The organism is Crenobacter cavernae, from assembly GCF_003355495.1.
GTDB lineage: Bacteria > Pseudomonadota > Gammaproteobacteria > Burkholderiales > Chromobacteriaceae > Crenobacter > Crenobacter cavernae.
Genome location: NZ_CP031337.1, coordinates 243,994 through 262,812 on the forward strand (window position 1 = coordinate 243,994; position 18,819 = coordinate 262,812).

The 18,819-nt window shown below is 59.3% G+C and carries 15 protein-coding genes; 12 read left to right on the forward strand and 3 right to left on the reverse strand.

The genetic code is table 11. The annotated features are described in order from the left end of the window. Positions 1-89 precede the first annotated feature (89 nt). The 8 genes from DWG20_RS01080 to DWG20_RS01105 all read left to right on the forward strand — a co-directional run bounded on the left by DWG20_RS01080 (position 90) and on the right by DWG20_RS01105 (position 9,736). Positions 90-1,160, forward strand: coding sequence for an ABC-three component system protein (locus tag DWG20_RS01080; protein ID WP_115432016.1), 1,071 nt, complete (start codon positions 90-92; stop codon positions 1,158-1,160). Continuing rightward, a complete protein-coding gene (locus DWG20_RS01085) occupies positions 1,157-1,672 on the forward strand; it encodes an ABC-three component system middle component 2 (protein ID WP_115432017.1) in 516 nt (171 codons plus the stop codon). The genes DWG20_RS01080 and DWG20_RS01085 overlap by 4 nt, the downstream gene beginning before the upstream one ends. Then, a complete protein-coding gene (locus DWG20_RS01090; RefSeq protein WP_115432018.1) occupies positions 1,663-3,501 on the forward strand; it encodes an ATP-binding protein in 1,839 nt (612 codons plus the stop codon). Before DWG20_RS01085 ends, DWG20_RS01090 begins: the two co-directional genes overlap by 10 nt. 213 nt (positions 3,502-3,714) lie before the next feature. Further along, complete coding sequence (locus DWG20_RS01095; protein WP_115432019.1) at positions 3,715-4,710, forward strand: competence protein CoiA family protein; 996 nt, start codon at positions 3,715-3,717, stop codon at positions 4,708-4,710. 125 nt (positions 4,711-4,835) lie between these two features. After that, positions 4,836-6,329, forward strand: a complete 1,494-nt coding sequence (locus tag DWG20_RS15860) for a hypothetical protein (protein WP_147289899.1) — start codon at positions 4,836-4,838, stop codon at positions 6,327-6,329. A 75-nt stretch (positions 6,330-6,404) separates the two neighbouring features. Beyond that, positions 6,405-6,635, forward strand: a complete 231-nt coding sequence (locus DWG20_RS15865) for a hypothetical protein (protein ID WP_147289900.1) — start codon at positions 6,405-6,407, stop codon at positions 6,633-6,635. A 184-nt stretch (positions 6,636-6,819) separates the two neighbouring features. Continuing rightward, entirely contained in the window at positions 6,820-7,926 is a 1,107-nt protein-coding gene (locus DWG20_RS01100) for a CBS domain-containing anti-phage protein (protein ID WP_115432020.1), read from the forward strand. A gap of 304 nt (positions 7,927-8,230) precedes the next feature. Further along, complete coding sequence (locus DWG20_RS01105; RefSeq protein WP_115432021.1) at positions 8,231-9,736, forward strand: zinc finger domain-containing protein; 1,506 nt, start codon at positions 8,231-8,233, stop codon at positions 9,734-9,736. Positions 9,737-10,254: 518 nt separating this feature from the next. On the opposite strand, the gene DWG20_RS01110 is transcribed toward DWG20_RS01105, so the two are convergent. Continuing rightward, on the reverse strand, positions 10,255-13,086 hold the full coding sequence (locus DWG20_RS01110; RefSeq protein WP_115432022.1) for an EAL domain-containing protein: 2,832 nt from the start codon (positions 13,084-13,086) through the stop codon (positions 10,255-10,257). 156 nt (positions 13,087-13,242) lie between these two features. Between DWG20_RS01110 and DWG20_RS01115 the strand changes: the two genes are divergently transcribed. From DWG20_RS01115 to DWG20_RS01125, 3 genes are all read left to right on the forward strand, one after another. Continuing rightward, the gene (locus tag DWG20_RS01115; RefSeq protein WP_115432023.1) at positions 13,243-14,574 is read left to right on the forward strand and encodes a TRZ/ATZ family hydrolase; all 1,332 of its coding nucleotides are present in this window, start codon (positions 13,243-13,245) and stop codon (positions 14,572-14,574) included. Next, the gene (gene ubiG, locus DWG20_RS01120; protein ID WP_115432024.1) at positions 14,571-15,272 is read left to right on the forward strand and encodes a bifunctional 2-polyprenyl-6-hydroxyphenol methylase/3-demethylubiquinol 3-O-methyltransferase UbiG; all 702 of its coding nucleotides are present in this window, start codon (positions 14,571-14,573) and stop codon (positions 15,270-15,272) included. Before DWG20_RS01115 ends, ubiG begins: the two co-directional genes overlap by 4 nt. 157 nt (positions 15,273-15,429) lie before the next feature. Beyond that, complete coding sequence (locus DWG20_RS01125) at positions 15,430-16,098, forward strand: GntR family transcriptional regulator (RefSeq protein WP_115432025.1); 669 nt, start codon at positions 15,430-15,432, stop codon at positions 16,096-16,098. Between the two features lie 100 nt (positions 16,099-16,198). Here DWG20_RS01125 and DWG20_RS01130 read toward each other — a convergent pair whose 3' ends face one another. Beyond that, positions 16,199-16,687 carry a dihydrofolate reductase gene (locus tag DWG20_RS01130; RefSeq protein ID WP_115432026.1) on the reverse strand — a complete coding sequence of 163 codons (489 nt, stop codon included), beginning with the start codon at positions 16,685-16,687 and terminating at the stop codon, positions 16,199-16,201. Then, positions 16,684-17,478, reverse strand: a complete 795-nt coding sequence (locus DWG20_RS01135) for a thymidylate synthase (RefSeq protein WP_115432027.1) — start codon at positions 17,476-17,478, stop codon at positions 16,684-16,686. The genes DWG20_RS01130 and DWG20_RS01135 overlap by 4 nt, the downstream gene beginning before the upstream one ends. Positions 17,479-17,652: 174 nt before the next feature. Here DWG20_RS01135 and flhB point away from each other — a divergent pair, with 174 nt between their 5' ends. Next, positions 17,653-18,813, forward strand: coding sequence for a flagellar biosynthesis protein FlhB (gene flhB / locus DWG20_RS01140; RefSeq protein WP_115432028.1), 1,161 nt, complete (start codon positions 17,653-17,655; stop codon positions 18,811-18,813). The last annotated feature ends 6 nt before the right edge of the window (positions 18,814-18,819 follow it).

Genomic DNA, 18,819 nt, shown 5'->3' on the forward strand with positions numbered 1-18,819 from the left:
AAAAGAAGAATGCACGCTCATCGTCGTTCGAATAGTAATAAGTTAATCACTTGGCGATCCCTCCGCAGTCCATATATGCAGAGGTTGGAATGTCGCTGACCACCCCATTGGCCAAGCCTATAGCCGCAGTTACATCTGCAGACGTGGTAGCGGCTGGCTTGCCCATTCCACCTATTGAACGGATTCGGATCTTCAGCCCAGGGCAGTGGGAAGACTTTGTTCTTGAATGGGCCGACTCGCTGAGGGATCAGTATGGGCTTGTCGAGCGGTGCGGTGGTGCCGGGGACATGGGCCGAGACATCATCGCGTTCGACAAGGCAAACCCTGTAATCTGGGATAACTACCAGTGCAAGCACTACAGCACTGGTCTGACCCCAAGTGACATCTGGGTAGAGCTTGGGAAACTGGTCTATTACACCTTTTCCAAGGAGTACACCTATCCCCGCAGATACGTTTTCGTCGCGCCTCAAGGGGCAGGAACCAAGCTGTCAAATCTGCTAAAGAAGGCTGACAAACTCAAGGCGCAGCTGGTTGAGAACTGGGACAAGTACTGCAAGACGAGTATCACGGCAACGGCAGAAGTAGAGCTGAATGCCGACTTGCGTAAGTACCTCGATATGCTCGATTTCTCGATCTTCGAGGCTGTGCCGCCTCTGCGACTTATTGACCAGCATGCCAAGACCCGATGGTATGTAACACGATTTGGTGGTGGTCTTCCTGCAAGACCACAGATGCCTCCACCACCTGTCGTGGTCGCGGCCCATGAGGTCACCTATGTGCGCAATCTGCTGGATGCCTATGGTGGCCATCTGAAGTGCGCCATTCCGACAGTTGCGGACTTGGACACTCACGAAGATGTTCGGGAGCACTTCAACGACGCTCGCCTTGAGTTCTACAGTGCCGAAGCTCTTCGAGCGTTCTCTCGGGACACCTTGCCACCAGGAGCATTTGAGCAGCTTCAAGACGAGTTGCATGGTGGCATCAAGGATGAAATCCGCGGAGCACATTCAGATGGCTATCGGCGTGTTCTCGCAGTGGTCAAGACTGCCAAGCTGCTACCTATTACTGACCACGCGCTCAAGGAGCGCTTGTCGACTTACGACCGAGGCGGCATTTGTCATCAGCTCGCCAATGACGGAAAGGTCAGGTGGGTTCGATGAGTGAGCACGGCGAGATCGAGACATTGCCACCGTTCAATGGCCCGATTGAGATCGGTCTGCGAGCGGTGACGCTCTTGTGTGAGGCCTTTCCGTTGGCGTACTCGTTCCAGCGACTAGTAGTATCCGACTACTTGCTTGTCCATTCCGATGACTTACCAGGTGGCCCACCTGGACTGCACCCCAAGACGCCGCATCGCGGGGGGGAACTGTTGGTGCGCCGTGCTGTTTTAGAGCAGGGGCTGATGTTGTATCAGAGTCGAGGTCTTTTAGAGCGCCATTACACAGAAGCCGGTGTGATGTTTGCGGCGACGGAGAGGACGGCAGCGTTTCTGGATGTATTGTCGTCCAACTACGCACTGCAGTTGAGAGAGCGGGCGGCATGGCTCGTCTCATTGCTAGGAGAGATGTCCGACGATGAGCTACTGGACATTGCCAACTCCCAAGTCGGCGAGTGGGGTGCGGAATTCACTATGGAGTCTGTGTTGAAAGTGGAGGACGCTGAATGGCGATGACAGGATTTCAACTCCGACGTTTGACTTTGGTCGGGAACGGTGTCCCGAATGCAGAAGTGCAATTCAATGAGGGTCTAAACGTCGTATCTGGTCCGTCAGATACCGGCAAGACATTTATCGTTCAGTGCATCGACTACATGTTTGGTGCTAGTAATGTGCCCAAGCCCATACCGGAGTCGGAGAGGTATGAGACGGTTCGTCTTGCGTTGAGTTTGCCAAGTAGCAAGGAGGAGTTCGTTCTTGAGCGGTCCATGCGTGGTGGCAACTTCACGCTCATCAGTACAAGCCAAGCAGATAGAACGCTTTCTGCAAAGCACAGTGCGGATGACAAGGATTCGGTCTCACGTTACCTGTTGGGTCTTTCTGGTTTGACAGGAAAAAAAGTTCGCAAGAACAAGCAAGGGGTAACTCGCGAGGTCAGCTTTCGGGATCTGGCTCGGCTGATACTGGTTGATGAAGAGACGGTCATCAGTGAGGAGTCGCCGATCCTCTCTGGGCAGTACACCACAGCTACTTCGGAAAGTGCAGTCTTCCGATTACTACTGACTGGAGTAGATGACAGCTCCATAATTTCCATCGAGGACCCAAAGGTTGCAAAGGGACGGCAGGCAGGCAAGGCCGAGATGCTTGAACTGCTGCTGAGTCAGACCAAGGGACGCATCGCCGAGCTGCAACTACCGGGTGATGCAAAGGTCTGGCAGGATCAACTGACCCAGGTTGAGTCCTTGTATGAGGCGGCGCAGAAGGAACTTGCTGTTGAGCAACAAAATGCGGCGTCACTTGAGGGAAAGCGCCGGGTTGAGCTGAACGGATTGCGCAAGCTTGAATCGCAGTCTGGTGTCCTGCGGGAATTGCAACGTAGATTTACACTACTTGAACAGCAGTATCTTTCTGACCTCCGTCGACTGGAAAGCATTGCGGAAGCTGGTTCTCGTCTCGGACAAATGAACGAGGAGCGCTGTCTAGTTTGTGGGGCACTCGCAGAGCATCAAGAGCACGAACACCAGAAGGAAGATGCTGCCCCCGGGGATGTGGCCCAGTCTTGCCTTGCCGAGGCAGCCAAGATCAGAGCGTTGATTTCAGACTTGCATCTCACGCGGGAAGAGAACGACAAGGAGATCACGCGGCTTCACGACCAATGCGAGTTGGCGAGAGAGCACATTCGAGCTGTTTCCGCAGACCTCACGGAGTTGTTGAAGCCACGTGTTGAGATTGCATTGCTGCGCCTACGTGAGAGTCAAACGACAAGGGATACCTACCGTCATGTAATTGAACTCAATGGACGTGTGAATGAGTTGCAAGGGCTGCTGTCTGATCTGGGGAACCTGACCGCTACGAAGGGGGCCGAGTTGGCAACGGCACGCATCCGCGCCGACGAGACTGAAGACTTCTGCCAGGAGGTCGAATCGTTGTTGCGTGCCTGGCACTTCCCAGGATTAGACCGGGTCACTTTCAGCGAAGGCGATCAGGATATAGTGATCTCCGGTCGGACGCGCGCGAGCCACGGCAAGGGTGTTCGGGCAATAGCGCACGCTGCATTCAATCTGGCGCTGCTGAAGAGTTGTCTTAAGCGTGAAATGCCGCATCCGGGCTTCGTATTGATTGACTCGCCCCTTGTGGTCTATCGCGAACCTGATACGAACGAAGGAGGCTTTTCGCATGACGTGAAGGATGCGTTCTACCGGTCGATTGCAGAAGACCTCCGCTCTGCTCAGGTGATCATCTTCGAGAACGAAGATCCACCTTTCGATCTAGACAACAAGGCAACCGTTATTAAGTTCACGGGAGCATCCCATGGTCGGCAAGGGTTCATTCCCAAAAAACATTAACGGAATCGCCCTTGTTATCTCTGATAGGGATGGATTCCTGCCTAAGGTTCACGCTTGCGTGCTTTATCAGAACCACCTAGCTATGTAATGAGCCTCTCCCGTGAGGCTTATTTTTATAGAACAATTCCACATGAGGCACCGCCACGCCTACACCCCCATTTAATGACATTGATGTAAAGTATGGTTCATCATCATTTCTGATGAGGTGCGCTCATGGCGAGCATCTTCAAGATTCCCGCATCACTCAGGCATCGAGCCACCTTTGGTCTCCTGGCCGGGCGTCTGGTTGATGCATCATCCGTAAAGCGGGGGCTGGCGTGCGGTTGTGTGTGCCCGCAATGCCAAAGCCCCTTGGTCGCCAAGCAGGGCGAGGTCTATATCCACCACTTTGCGCATCACAATAGGCGAGCTTGTGATAATGCTTTAGTCGCCTCCATTCTGTTCGCGGCCAAGCAGGAGCTGTCTGAATCGACCGGAGGTATCACAGCCAAGCGAGAGGCCGAATACGGCGGCGAGCTTCTCTCGAAGCTAGGCCGAGAAGTGAACTGGCAGGTGGAAACGGTGGCCAAAAACTGGCCCGTTGACCATGATGGTCAGGAGCCCGACCTGGTCGTGGCCATCGCTTCACATCGGATGGCTATCCTAGTCGAGATCGCGAGTCGAGTATTCCCCTCATCGCTCTCCCTGCACTACAAGCAGCACAATCTTCCCTGCATGGTCATCAGTTTGAATGCGGTGCTCACCCAGTTGGTCGACTATCAGAAGTCCATCAGCCTTGAGACGCTCAACCGTTTGTTGCTGAGGGAACCATCCTGCCGCTATTGGTTGTGGCACCCGAAGGTAGATGAAATGCGCGAGCAACTCGTGCAAAAGGTGCGTGAGCAGCATGCTCGGCACCAGTGGTTCGGCAAGCGTGGGACAGCAGCCGTTCCCGTTCACCTCCCCGAGCTGCCTCCGATCAAGGCATCGCCATCCGGTTGGATGTGGAACCGACACATCCCCTTGGCGAGTGCTATACAGCGTGCCATCCATAAAGTGGGCATACCGTTTGGCAAGCAAAGCTATTTGGAGGCATTTCTGGGCAACCCCGGGACCTTTCGGGAAAAGGATTTCCCAGATCCTCTGCAATGGGCGTTGCGAATGTCAGCGCAAGAACATGGAAAGTACATCGAACTGCTCAAAGAGCTGGCGATGATTAAAAAAGAATAGGGCTAGCTGTGTTCGGACGGAGTATATCCATGCAATGTTTTTGCATGCTCCCGAACAGCTAGTTGATTATTCACCACTCACAACAGAGGGAGTTCTCTGTGTCTGCACAGGGTACGAATGCCATCATGGGGTTCACATTCCAGGATCAGGTCGCATTAAATTACGCTCTCAGGATGTTGGACGAGCCGGCACTTATCGCTGTCTACGCCGAGGCAACGGGCAACAAAGGAAGTACGGAGCGGGTCTTTATCGACGACATCATTCTGTCCTTCAATACTGGCGCACAGACTTTCGTGCAAGTTAAAAGCGCGTCCCCCGGAAAGGCCGGCTGGTCTATCAGAGAGCTGTCGAGAGCAAATGAGCTCGGCAAGTTAATCTCACAACTCGCTCTTTGCCATACCAGCATTGTTGAATTGGTGTGCCCTCACGGATTTGGCGATCTGGAAGAGTTGCGACAAGATACGCGTCAGTATTTTGACCTTGCCGCCTTTCAGGGCAATGCGAGTGCCGCTGCCAAAAAACGTCTGAGCGACTTTTGTCGCTTTTCCAGTATTTCGGAAGAAAGTGCATTTTGCTACTTAGCACGGATTCAGTTTGGAGAGCGATTCAGTGAGGAGGGTTGGAGAAAACAAGCGCTTAATCAGATTGCACGACATACCACCTCGACCCAGGCCGTATTTAACGCGCTTCTGATCCTGATACGCGACCATCAAGCCAAAAACAACCCCGCCTTACCTAGCCTACTGACTGTCCAAGTAATCAGGGAAATTCTGTTGGCTAACGACAGTACTCAGCTTACAAGGCCATGCCTTGACGACAATCAGAGAGGTCCTTGGCGATTCGAGACAGAACGTCATGTACTAGGAATCCGTCTCATTCGGATCGATGAGGAAGGCCAACCAGAAGACTCCTGGGAGAAGCCCTCCCCCCGTTTTGATCTGGCCATTCGGCCTCGGAACGATATAGGGGGCTGGAATATCGATGGGTTGGTAAAAAGTCTGCAACAAGGCAGTCTTGTCTTGCCCAGCTTTTCGCCACTCTGCTGCGATCGCTTGGCCAGAAGTGTCGTTGGCATACACAGCTATGAAACTCGTATCATTCCACCACCGCCATCCCACTGGCTACGTCGACTGTCATGTGCCTTATTCGGAGAGCGATTTACTATAAAACCTGAGCGCATATTCTCGGCATTTAACACACTCTACACAAATGGGGAGCTAGTGTTGAGTGATGCACTTTCTATTTATCCTGAAGGTGAACAAGGCACTCGGGTTTTTCCACCAGACTTCGAACAACGATTCGTGGCAACGTTGGACAGCGCTAGGGCCGCACTACGCACACTCGGTTGCTCAGAACCATATGAGGTGCGGGTAAATATCATCGGTGTTGGGGGGCTTGGCTTGACCATCCTTGATGCTGGAGGTAACCCAAGTGAGGTGGCTACTCCAGAAGGGGAAGCTGCCATACTTGATGGGGAATGTATGATTACCTCACCTGAGGCTACTTCGCTAGCCACACTTATGCCGTTCTTTGAAAAGGTTTGGCACAATTTTCATTACTCTCGCCCAGACCACTATGATCAGCTCGCCATACTTCCCGTAGCTGCAGCCCCTGGGTAGACGTGTTGCCAGAACCCATGCTCTCCGCCAGAATTCCCTCAGGATTTAATTTGAAGGTAGCCAGATATGCCAGTGATGAGCCGAACTAGCCGCCAGCGGCTTGAAGATGAACTTAGAGCCCGTTTTGAAAAGCTACTTGAGACCATTCAAGAAAGAGACTTGGTTCACCCTGGAGAAGGGGTGAAAGGTCAAGGCGAATGGACAAAGCCAGAGACCATGTGCGGGCTTATAGGTACAGACATGAGTAGGCGTCTGGCGGTAGAGGACTTCAAAGCAATTTTGGCTGAAGTTAAATCACTCAAGTGATTTCGGCATAGGCGAGGAATGCCTACTGGAGCCGGTGCAACCACCTTGATCCGAACCTCGCTCTCGCATACCCTCAAGGAGTTCGCCGCGATGCTAAAGGGCGACGACCATCGTGATGGTTGCACGCTATATCCCTCAACTACACTTTTTTCTATTCTCCTTATAACCGTCTCTCACGAACATCATGGACGCCGAAGCTAGAAATCGCCACCTTAACGACATTGCCCAATCACTTCGAGATGGCCGACCAATGGAGCCCATCTCCGTCCGAGAGCTCATCGGCTGGTTCAATGCGCTTCGGAGAGGAGCGAACGTGAATTGGTTGGTTCGACGTGCGCTCGAGCACGCCGGCCTAATCACAGAGCCCGACTTCGAAGGCTCGCACATTGACGGCCGCGTTCAGCTCGCGCTCCCCAATGCGCTGCAGGAGCCACAAGTGGATGAGGAACCCGGCCAACAGGCCGTCAACCAACCCGCGGCTCAAGATTTACAAGCTGTGGTCGAATTTGTTGGCGGTGCTGGCGTGGAGCCGGCATATCGGGTAAGCCGACTGCTTGATCCTAGATTGCAGCTAGTCACTATCGGTCCAGACGCCACGTTGGAAGAGGCTGCGACCTTGATGTTGCGGCACGATTATTCCCAGCTTCCTGTCATGACCAACGAGCGGGATGTTCGCGGGGTTGTTAGTTGGGAAAGCATTGGGCCTGCGATGACACTAAGTCAACCGACACCCCGCTTCGTTCGCGAATGTATGCGGCCTCAGGTCGAAGTTAAGACAACCGATTCGATTTTCCAAGTAATCAATCGAATAATCGAAAGCTCGTACGTGTTGGTACGCGATGAGCGGCGCGTGGTCGTTGGAATCCTAACCACCACTGACCTTAGCCAACAGTTCCAAGACCTTGCTGAACCATTCCTGCTCATTGGTGAAATTGAAAACCATATCCGAGCACTGATCGACGGTCGCTTCACTCAGCGGGAGCTGGAGGCCGTGCGCAACGAGAATGATCCCGAACGCGCAATCGAATCTGTGGCTGACCTGACACTGGGAGAGCATGTCAGGCTGATCCAGAATCATGACAACTGGGCACGCTTGGGGCTCCGAGCTGACCGTGGCGTTTTTGTAAAGGAGCTAGATGTGATACGTCAACTTCGCAATGATGTCATGCACTTTGACTCAGATCGGATTACCGACGTAGAGCGAGGCTTACTCCGAAACTTTGTTCAGTTTCTTCACCAGCTAAAGGCGTACCAGCCTGTTGCCGCCGCAGGTGCAGCGGTCCCAGTGTAGGCAGTGGGATTTTGTCGACAAGGTCTATTGGACACTGCCGGTTGTCCGCTCCTAGACTGGGGCCGGAAGACACGCGAAAGCCTACAATACGCTGCGGAGCAACCATTGTTCCGCCCGTCCAAACCTCCGCTTTGGGCCGATAGCGGCCGTCAGTCATGGGGGGGTACTAGCTAGGCTCCTAAGATTGGCCATGTGAATTGGCCTACTGAGCTAGGGTGGTGACAAAACGAGGCCAGGGGAGCCCATCTTTGAGGTGAGTGCTGGCTACAGCCTCCTGGTCTCATCACAGCACTGATGAAATGAAATGAAAGCTAATCTCTTAAATGAGTACCAGGCGGCCGCCTTGATAGGTATGTCTCCTGAGCTCCTCCAATATCTGACAAGCCATCAAGCCAAGTGGAGGGATTCACGCAAGTTGGCCATTGCAAAAATGGCCGATGGTGCACTGTACTTTGAGGAGGCCGAGCTGAAGAGCTACGATGCCTGGCTCAGAGCTCCTTGGCCTGCCAAAGACGACAAGCGCCCTGCACTCCCCGACGCCATTAGAGAGGAAATTCGACTCGAGGCGAACTTGGAGTGTGCGCTCTGCAAATCCTCAGGCCAGGCGGGAGAGGCGGCGCATATAGACCCTGTGCACACGGGCAGAAGCAACCATCCGCACAACCTGATTTGGCTATGCGCCAACCACCACACCAAGTTCGATAACGGTTGTTTTGGCCCTAAGGGCGCTGATAACGAGGTCATCGTTGCTCTGAAGCGAGGCCTACATCATTTCAAGCGGATCGCTTGGCAGGGGCAAGCCGAGGTATGCAAACAGATTGCTGCCACGCTTTCCCTGTGTAGCGAGATGCGGGAGAAGCTAGCGCGCGCAACCCAGAAGGTCGAGGTGGATGCTGTCGAGCGGATTGCAAAGGAGGCTTTGGCACAGCTACCCAAATTTGCCTCCCAACCGGGTTTAGATGCGGTGCGGCCAACCCTGACCCGATTGGCAGATCAGCTCGCAGCAGGACAGGCTCGAAGGGGGACCACCACCAGGAAACAGTTGGAAACCGCTGCTTCATTTGAGGAAGAGTTCTTGCTAAATAGCGGGTTGGTATGGTGTCCGCTGTGCAAGGGAACCAAAACCCACAATGGCTACGACTGCCCTGTTTGTTCCGGGGATGGCTCAGTAGACAAAGACCTCCAGGTTAACCTTACCGAGTTCGAACTGGTCAAGTGTCAGCTCTGCAGTGGTGAGGGAAGCTACGAGCACGGGGACTGCCCTGCCTGCGGCGGTGAGGGTGAATTAGAGCGCCGGTTCGCAGAACAATTCGATTTCAGCCAGTTTGACATAGTTCCCTGCCAGCTCTGCCGTGGCAAGGGCAAGTTGCAAGGGGATGACTGTCCGGCGTGCTACGGGGAGGGTGAGATGGCGCGGGGTGCGGCAGAGCGGATTGACTTTATCGACTTTGAAGAGGTGGACTGTCCTCTCTGTGATGGCGAGGGCCGCTATAACGGTGATGACTGCCCCGAGTGTCAGGGTAACCGGACAATGCAAAGGCGCTATGCGGACCGCGTGGACGTTTCGAAATACGATCTCCAACAATGCCCTATTTGCAAGGGCAAGGGCCAGTACCTTGGTGAGGACTGTCCCGCGTGTGGTGGGGAGGGGTCTATGTCCACCGGGGCAGCGGAGCAGCTGGATCGTTCCCTGTACGAACTGGTGAAGTGTCCGGCGTGCAGAGGCAAGGGGGTAATCGATGACGGTGACTGCTACGCATGCGGAGGGGATCGGATGATGCTGAGATGCTACGCCGAACGTCTTGAATAGCATAACTTAAGCGCGCGTTAGCCATACGTGCTAGCGACTAGGCGAGGTTAAGGAGCTTTCCCAAAGTAGAAAGAATCTAAGGCGCCTTTGTCGCACTTCCACCTAATGCAGTAGCGACCGCGATGCAGCTACGGATTTGGCTTGAGAAGCTGCAGCGAGAGTCACGCCACAGTTTTTATTTTTCAGGTAACGCCACTGTAAGCCATTGATTTTAATTGTCTTGCAACTTTTTCTCATAAATATCGCAAGTTTTGTAGGAATTCTTCACGTAGTCTGCACATCCTGAGGTACTCGTGCGTGCGCACGACAGTGAAAAAATCCTTAGAAATCAAGGGCCGCATTTTTCACGAACTCTGCAAACCTACAGCCGTCGCAAACGACGGCGGACACACAAAAGCCTGGCCGAGCCCCCAAGGGGGCTCAGCCAGGCTTTTGGTTTGAGCCGCGCCTGCGGCCGGTCGGTCGGGCCTTCGCGACGCTTCGCTCAGCCAGTCCAAGCCTGGGAACGGATCGGAGGCTTACAGCCCGAGCTCGGCCAACTCGACGCCTGGTGTTTCGCCGTAGCGCGTGGCGAATTCGGCAGCCGGCATCGGCTTGGCGACGAGGTAGCCCTGCACCAGGTCGCAGCCTTCGCCGGCGAGGAAGTCCCACTGCTCGCGCGTCTCGACGCCCTCGGCGACCACCTGCATGTTCAGGTACTTGGCCATATTGATGATCGCGCGCGTGATCGCGGCGTCGTCCGAATCGCCCGGAATGTCGCGTACGAAGGAGCGGTCGATCTTCAGCTTGTCGGCCTTGAAACGCTTCAGGTAGGACAGGCTCGAGTAGCCGGTGCCGAAGTCGTCGATCGACAGCGACAGCCCCATCGCCTTGATGCGCTTGATCGCCGCGAGCGTCGCCTCGGCGTCTTCCATCACGACGGTTTCGGTCACCTCGACGTCGAGGCAGTCGCCCGACAGGCCGTACTCGGTCAACGCGTCCTCGATCACCGCCGTCAGGTCCTGCTGGCGGAACTGCAGCGCTGACAGGTTGACGCTGACCGTCATCTTCGGCAGCCCGCGCGCCAGCCATTCGGCGAGCTGGCGGCACGCCTCGCGGATCACCCAGTTGCCGATCTGCACGATGAAGCCGCGCTCCTCGGCGACCTGGATGAAACCGGCCGGGCCGATCAGGCCGAGGTTCGGATGCTGCCAGCGGATCAGTGCCTCGGCGCCGACGACGCGGCCGGTCAACATGTCGACCAGCGGCTGGTAGTGCAGCACGAACTCGTCGCGCTCGAGCGCGAACCTGAGCTGGCTCTCGATCGCGAGGATCTCGCGCGCCCGCGCGTTGAGGTCGGCCGTGTAGAACTTGTAGCTGTTGCGGCCCGACGACTTGGCCAGGTACATCGCCGCGTCGGCATTGCGCACCAGCGTCTCGAAGTCGCGCCCGTCGTCCGGGAACACGCTGATGCCGATCGACGGCGTGATCGTCAGACGGTGGCCGTGCGCATCGAACGCCTCGGCGAACGATTCGCGCACCGCCTCGGCGACCGCCGCCGCCTCGGCCGGCTCGGCCAGCACCGGCAACAACATGATGAATTCGTCGCCGCCCTGGCGCGCGAGCATGCCGGTCTGCGGAAAGATGCGCTTGATGCGCTCGGTGGCCGCCTGCAACAGCGCGTCGCCGGCCGAATGGCCGAGCGACTCGTTGATCGTCTTGAAGCGGTCGAGGTCGAGCAGGAGCAGCGCGAGCTTGTGGTGGTCACGCACCGCGTTCTGGATCGCGAGTTCGGCGCGGTCCTGCATGTGCGCACGGTTCGGCAGGTTGGTCAGCACGTCGAAGTGCGCGAGGAACTGGATGCGCTCGTCGGCCGCCTTGCGCTCGGACAGATCGCTGAACACCGCGACGTAGTGGGTGATTTCACCGGCCGCCCCGCGCACTGCGTTGATCGCCAGCCATTCCGGGTACACCTCGCCGTCTTTGCGGCGGTTCCACACCTCGCCCTGCCACGCGCCGGCGTCGGACAGCAACTGCCACATCGATTCGTAGAACGGCTGCTCATGGCGGCCCGACGACAGCACCGACGGCTTCTTGCCGAGCACCTCATCCTCGCTGTAGCCGGTGATCTTGGAGAACGCGCGGTTGACGCTGCGGATGCGCAGGTCGGGGTCGGTGATCATGATGCCTTCGACGGTGTTCTCGAACACCTTGGACGCCAACTGCATCCGTTCTTCGGCCTCGCGACGCTCGGAGATGTCGCGCACCATGCGCCACACCGCGCTGATGCGGCCACCGGCGTCGCGCATCGCGACCGTCTTCACGCTGACCGGCACCGGGTTGCCGAGCCTATTGATATAGGCCGCCTCGAAGTCGTCGCAATAGCCGAAGCGCATCACCTTGTTGTCGAGGTTGAAGCGCTCTACCGGCTCGCTGTCGCTGGCGACCAGCGTCCAGAAGTTCTGCAGCTTCAGCTGGTCGAGGCTGTAGCACATCAGGTTCAGGAAGGCCGGGTTCGCGTCGAGCACCTGGCCGTCGAGCGAGCTGATCACGATGCCGTCGAGGTTGGACCAGAACAGCTCGCGGTACTTGCCCTCGGAACGGCGCAGCGCCTCCTCGACCTCGCGGCGGCGCGCCATGTCGGATTCGAGCGCCAGCGTCTTCGCGCGCAATTCGTCGATCAGGCGCTTCAGTTCGGCGCGCGTCCACTCGAGGTGGTTGCCGAGCCGGCCGAGCTCGTCGCCGCGGCTCCACGCGAACGGTTCGTCGAGCTTGAGGCCGGCCAGCTGCGTCGCCTGCTCGGTCAAGGTCTGCATCGGCCTGAAGAAGCGCGACTGCAGCAGCCAAAAGATGAGCAGGCCCGACAGCGCGAGCTGCGCCAACACCAGCAGGATCAGGTTCTTCAGCTGGCTGTTCAGTTCGATCGCCAGGTGCTCGGTGTCGAACTCGATGCTGACCTGGCCGATCTCCTCGCCGCGGTACAGCACCGGCTTCTGCACGAAGGCGACGCTGCCGATGCGCCGTTCGCTCCTCAACGCCGACAGGAAAACGGTGTTCGACTGGGTGTCGGTGACGCGGATCGCGATCACGCGCGCGTCGTCCATCACCGACGCGAGCAAGGGGCTGCCGGCCTGGCGCGACAGGTTCCATAACGGTTCCTGCATGCCGAGCGACACGATGTCCAGCAACCGTCGCTGGTCGGTTTCCAGCCCTTGCGTCAGCTTATCGCGCTGCGCGCTGAAGCCCACCAGCGTGATCAGGAGCGCCGGGATCAATAGGCCGAGCACCACCGCGATCAGAAACATCTGACGCAGCGTCAGGCGATGCAGGGCCGAGCGTTTCTTGTCTGCTGCAGCGTAGGGGAGTGCCATGTTTTATCGGGGTTGTCGTCCTAGGCACACGGCCTGTGCGGAACGTTTTGTCATGAGCGTGCAGGATACCGCCAGTATACACATTTGTCGTTGTTTACCTCGTTCCCGGCGCGGCCTAAAATCGCCCGATTCTACAGAGTCACTAAGGCTGCCCCGATGTCCGCTACAAGCATTGACGCGCTGATCCGCGCGCGCTGGATGATCACCGTCGAAAACGACGGCGAGGTCCTGGAAAACCACGCGCTGGCGATCAAGGACGGCAAGATCGCCGCCGTCCTGTCCCCGGCCGACGCCGCACAGGCCGCCGCCCACGCCGACATGGTGCACACGCTCGACACGCACGTGCTGATGCCGGGCCTGATCAACCTGCACGGCCACAGCGCGATGACGCTGCTGCGCGGCTACGCCGACGACCTCGCGCTGATGGACTGGCTGAACAACCACATCTGGCCGGCCGAGGGCAAACACGTCAGCGACGCCTTCGTCTACGACGGCACGCTGATCGCGATGGCCGAGATGATCCGCGGCGGCACCACGACGATCAACGACATGTACTTCCACCACGGCGCGGTCGCGCGCGCCGGCATCGCGTCGGGCCTGCGCACCTTCGTCGGTTGCAGCATCCTCGAATTCCCTACCGCCTACGGCCGTGACGCCGACGACTATATCGAGAAGGCGCTCGCCGAACGCCGCGCCTTCCTCGGCGAGGAGCGCGTCGACTTCGTGCTCGCGCCGCACGCGCCGTACACCGTGTCGGACGACACCTTCAAGAAGGTGATCACGCTGGCCGAGGAAGAGGACATGCTCGTCCACTGCCACATCCACGAGACCGGCTTCGAGGTCGAATCCAGCGTCAAGGAACACCACCAGCGCCCGCTGGCGCGCCTCAAGCAGCTCGGCCTGTTGTCGCCGCGGCTGACCGCCGCGCACATGGTGCACCTGAGCGACGACGAGATCGAGCTCGCCGCGCGCCATGGCGTGAACGTGGCGCACAATCCGGCGTCCAATATGAAGCTCGCGTCGGGCATCGCGCCGGTGGCGAAGATGCTGGCCGCCGGCGTCAACGTCGGCATCGGCACCGACGGCGCCGCGTCGAACAACAAGCTCGACATGTTGGCCGAGACCCGTCTGGCGGCACTGCTCGCCAAGGTCGGCACGCTCGAGCCGACCGCGGTACCGGCCGCAACCGCGATCCGCATGGCGACGCTAAACGGCGCGAAGGCGCTCGGCATAGACGACAAGGTCGGCAGCATCAAAGCCGGCAAGCAGGCCGACGTGATCGCGATCGACCTGACGGCGCTCGAGACCGCGCCGGTGTTCGACCCGGTCTCGCACGTCGTCTACGCCGCCGGCCGCGAACAGGTCAGCCATGTGTGGGTCGACGGCCAGTGCCTGATGGCCGGGCGCGAGCTTGCCACCCTCAAACCTGATGACCTTCTGGGCCGCGCCGAAGACTGGCGCGCACGCATCCAAGCGAGGACCGCATGAGCAACGTCGACGAACAGGAAATCGACAAATTCAGCCAGATCGCGCACAAGTGGTGGGACAAGGACAGCGAGTTCAAGCCGCTGCACGAGATCAACCCGCTGCGCCTCGACTACATCGACACGCATAGCGGCGGCCTCGCCGGCAAGGCCGTGCTCGACGTCGGCTGCGGCGGCGGAATTCTCGCCGAGAGCATGGCGGTGAAGGGCGCGACGGTGACCGGCATCGATCTGGCGAAGAAGTCGCTGAAGATCGCGCAGCTGCACAGTCTCGAGACCGGCGTCGCGGTGAACTACCGTTGCGTGCCGGTCGAGGACTTGGCTGCAGAAAGCCCCGAAAGCTTCGACGCCGTCACCTGCATGGAAATGCTCGAACACGTGCCCGACCCGCAGAGCATCGTCGATGCCTGCGCCAGGCTGGTGAAACCGGGTGGCTGGGTGTTCTTCTCGACGCTGAACCGCAACGCCAAGAGCTATCTGATGGCGATCCTCGGCGCCGAGTACCTGCTCGGCCTGTTGCCGCGCGGCACGCACGAGTTCGCGCGCTTCATCAAGCCGTCCGAACTGACGCGCATGACGCGCCACGCCGGCCTGGAGCTCGCCGACATCAGCGGCATGGAATACCACCCGCTGACGCACCGCTACTTCCTGTCGGGCAACAGCGACGTCAACTACCTGATCGCGACGCGACGCCCGCTCTGACGCGCCCAAACGCGGCTCGGCCAACCTTTGTAGGGTTGGCCGAGCTTTTTTTGTCCGACGACCGACAACCTGACAGTCTGTTTACCCAACAGCCGGTCGATTGAACGAGGCCGACCGGCCCGTGCACAATAGCGCGATTCCGATTCGGGAGATCCCCATGGCGTTCAAGGCGAACGACTCGCTGACCGAACAGATCGCCCAGTACCTGGGCAAGAAGATCATCGAGGGCGACATGCCGCCCGGCGAGCGCATCCAGGAGCTGCGCATCGCCGCCGAACTCGAAGTCAGCCGCGGCTCGATCCGCGAGGCGCTGTTGATCCTGCAGCGCCGCCACCTGGTCGACATCTACCCGCGCCGCGGCGCGGTCGTCGCCGGCATCAGCCGCGACGACGTGCGCGACTTTTTCGAACTGTGGTTCTGGCTGCTCGACCGCCTGTTCAGCGAGCTGGCCACCGGCTGGCGCGGCGACGACCTCGCCGCCTTCGACGCGCGGCTGACCGCGCTCGCCGAATGCGAGGCCGCCGGCGACTGGCGGCGCTACTACGAGACCGGCGTCGAACTGTTGGGCGCGGTCTACGACCGCAGCCGCAACCGCTACCTGCAGGAGTTGCTCGCCGACCTGCTGCCGCAAAGCCAGCGCTGCCTGTTCATCATCCTCAAGGGCGGCAGCGCACGCATGGAGCACACGCTGGCGATGCTGACCGGGCTGTTCGGCCACGTACGCGCGCGCGACGTGAACGCGGTGCGCGCCACCGTCGCCGAGTTCTGCAAGGCCTACACCGAGCTGGCCGAAGCGTCGGTCGGCCATTTCGCCGCGCCGCGTTAAGACCGCCACCAAAAGCACAGGGCCGCGCTCCTAAAAAGGAGCGCGGCCCTGTGCTTTATGTGATGTTCAAGGTTGGCCGAGCCCTGTCCGGCCAAGCCGGTCAGCGGCGCACGTACTCGACGAAGGCGTAAGCGAGCCCGGCGGCGCTGACGTGCGCCTCGCGCGACGCCTCGCGCCACACGTTCTTGTCGACCTCGGGAAAGAACGCATCGCCGTCGACCTCAAGCGCGATCTCGGTCAGCGACAGCTTGTTAGCGCTCGCTATCGCCTGCGCGAACAGCTCGCCGCCGCCGATCACGCAAATCTCGTCGACCTCGGCCAAGGTCGCCAGCGCATCGGCCAGCGAATACACGACCTCGACGCCGTCGGCGTGCCAGTCGCGGTTGCGCGTCACCACCACGTTGCGGCGGCCCGGCAGCGGCCGGCCGATCGAATCGTAGGTCTTGCGCCCCATCACGATCGGCTTGCCGAGCGTGACCGCCTTGAAGTGCTTCAGGTCCTCCGGCAGGTGCCACGGCAGGGTGTTGGCGACGCCGATCACGTTGCCCTCGGCCATCGCCGCGACCAGCGTCACGGTCGGTTTCGTCATACCGCCACCTTCGCGCGGATCGCCGGGTGCGGGTCGTAGCCCTCGAGCGTGAAGTCCTCGTACTTGAAGCCGAAGATGTCCTTCACCGCCGGGTTGAGCTTCATCACCGGACGCTGACGTGGCTCGCGCGACAGCTGCAGGCGGGCCTGCTCCAGGTGGTTACTGTAGAGGTGCGCGTCGCCGAGCGTGTGCACGAAGTCACCCGCTTGCAGGCCGCAGACCTGCGCCACCATCATCGTCAGCAGCGCGTAGCTGGCGATATTGAACGGCACGCCGAGGAAGATGTCGGCCGAGCGCTGGTAGAGCTGGCACGACAGCCTGCCGTCGGCGACGTAGAACTGGAACAGGCTGTGGCAAGGCGGCAGCGCCATCTCGTCGACCAGCGCCGGGTTCCACGCCGACACGATCAGCCGGCGCGAGTCCGGGCTCTGCTTGATCATCTCGACCACATTGGCGATCTGGTCGACCTTGCCGCCGTCCGGCGCCGGCCACGAGCGCCACTGGTAACCGTAGACCGGGCCGAGCTCGCCGTTCTCGTCGGCCCACTCGTCCCAGATCGACACGCCGTTGTCCTTCAGATACTTGATGTTGGTGTCACCGGCGAGGAACCACAGCAGCTCGTGGATGATGGACTTGAGGTGGACCTTCTTGGTCGTCACGAGCGGGAAGCCGTCGGCCAGGTCGAAGCGCATCTGGTGGCCGAACACCGACAGCGTGCCGGTGCCGGTGCGGTCGGACTTGGCGTGGCCGTGCTCGAGCACGTGGCGCATCAGGTCGAGATAAGGGGTCATGGGCAGGAAAAAACGGAATCGGGACCGGCACGATTCTACCCGATGGCCGGCCCCGCCGCATCGCCGCCGCTGCGTGAAACTCCCTCGTCGTAAAGCTATTACTTATCCGCCCCTTAGGCTAACATCGACCCTTTTGTCACCGGCGTTTACCGCCGACCCGGAACGCCCTAAGCGATGGCCGCCGAAGACTCCGACCTCGAACGCACCGAACCCGCCTCAGAACGGCGCCTGCAGCAGGCGCGCGAAGAGGGAAACGTGCCCCGCTCGCGGGAACTGGCGACCTTCGCCGTCACCATGACCGGCGTCGCGATGCTGATGGCGCAGGGGCCGGCGCTCGCGACCTTCCTGATGGAGGTGATCCGACGCCTGTACACCTTCGACATGGCGACGCTCAAGACCAACGACGTCATCATGACGCGCTTTCGCGACGCCTTCCTCGACACGCTGATGGCACTGTTGCCGACGCTAGGCGCGCTGGCGCTGGTGGCGGCGATCACGCCGCTCATGATCGGCGGCTGGAACCTCACCTTCAAGAACATCCAGCCGAAGTTCTCTAAGCTGAACCCGGCCTCCGGCATCAAGCGCATGTTCTCGGTGGCCGCCGCCGGCGAAGGGCTGAAGGCGATCCTCAAGAGCGTGCTGATCGGCGGCGTCGCGACCTGGGTGATCTGGACCGACAGGATGGAGATCGTCGGCCTGGTCAGCCTGCCGCTGGAAGTCGGCATCGTTAGGCTGGGCGAGCTGTTGATCCACACCTTCCTGATCGTGGTCGGCGCGATGCTGTTGCTGGTGGTGGTCGACGTCCCCTTGCAGCTGTGGCAGTACCACAAGCGGCTGAGGATGACCAAGGAAGAGGTCAGGCAGGAATACAAGGAACAGGAAGGTTCGCCCGAGGTGAAGGGCCGTATCCGCCAGCTGCAGCGCGAGGCGGCACGCAAACGGATGATGAGCGAGATCCCGAAGGCGAACGTGATCGTGACCAACCCGACGCACTACGCGGTGGCGATCAAGTACGAGGAAGGGATGCGCGCGCCGCAGGTCGTCGCCAAGGGCGCGCTGAAGTTGGCCGAGCGCATCATCGAGACCGGCCGCGAGCACCGCGTCACGCTGATGCGCGTGCCGAGCTTCACGCGCGCGATCTACTTCAACGCCGACATCGGCGAGGAAATCCCCGGCAAATTGTTCGAGGCGGCGGCGCAGGTGCTGGCCTACGTCTACCAGTTGAAGGCCTATGAAATCAACGGCGGACTCGCGCCGGTCTTCCCCGACGCGCTCGACGTTCCGCCCGAGCTTGACCCGCAATCGAAACGACCGCAAGCTACCGCACCGCGCTGATCTTAA

Coding starts and splice junctions, on each gene's coding strand:
- DWG20_RS01100 (WP_115432020.1), top strand. CDS start 6,820: ATGGACGCCGAAGCTAGAAATCGCCACCTTAACGACATTGCCCAATCA.
- ubiG (WP_115432024.1), top strand. CDS start 14,571: ATGAGCAACGTCGACGAACAGGAAATCGACAAATTCAGCCAGATCGCG.
- DWG20_RS01130 (WP_115432026.1), bottom strand. CDS start 16,687: ATGACGAAACCGACCGTGACGCTGGTCGCGGCGATGGCCGAGGGCAAC.
- DWG20_RS01125 (WP_115432025.1), top strand. CDS start 15,430: ATGGCGTTCAAGGCGAACGACTCGCTGACCGAACAGATCGCCCAGTAC.
- DWG20_RS01135 (WP_115432027.1), bottom strand. CDS start 17,478: ATGACCCCTTATCTCGACCTGATGCGCCACGTGCTCGAGCACGGCCAC.
- DWG20_RS01090 (WP_115432018.1), top strand. CDS start 1,663: ATGGCGATGACAGGATTTCAACTCCGACGTTTGACTTTGGTCGGGAAC.
- DWG20_RS01110 (WP_115432022.1), bottom strand. CDS start 13,086: ATGGCACTCCCCTACGCTGCAGCAGACAAGAAACGCTCGGCCCTGCAT.
- DWG20_RS15860 (WP_147289899.1), top strand. CDS start 4,836: ATGGGGTTCACATTCCAGGATCAGGTCGCATTAAATTACGCTCTCAGG.
- DWG20_RS01085 (WP_115432017.1), top strand. CDS start 1,157: ATGAGTGAGCACGGCGAGATCGAGACATTGCCACCGTTCAATGGCCCG.
- DWG20_RS01080 (WP_115432016.1), top strand. CDS start 90: ATGTCGCTGACCACCCCATTGGCCAAGCCTATAGCCGCAGTTACATCT.
- flhB (WP_115432028.1), top strand. CDS start 17,653: ATGGCCGCCGAAGACTCCGACCTCGAACGCACCGAACCCGCCTCAGAA.
- DWG20_RS01095 (WP_115432019.1), top strand. CDS start 3,715: ATGGCGAGCATCTTCAAGATTCCCGCATCACTCAGGCATCGAGCCACC.
- DWG20_RS01115 (WP_115432023.1), top strand. CDS start 13,243: ATGTCCGCTACAAGCATTGACGCGCTGATCCGCGCGCGCTGGATGATC.
- DWG20_RS01105 (WP_115432021.1), top strand. CDS start 8,231: ATGAAAGCTAATCTCTTAAATGAGTACCAGGCGGCCGCCTTGATAGGT.
- DWG20_RS15865 (WP_147289900.1), top strand. CDS start 6,405: ATGAGCCGAACTAGCCGCCAGCGGCTTGAAGATGAACTTAGAGCCCGT.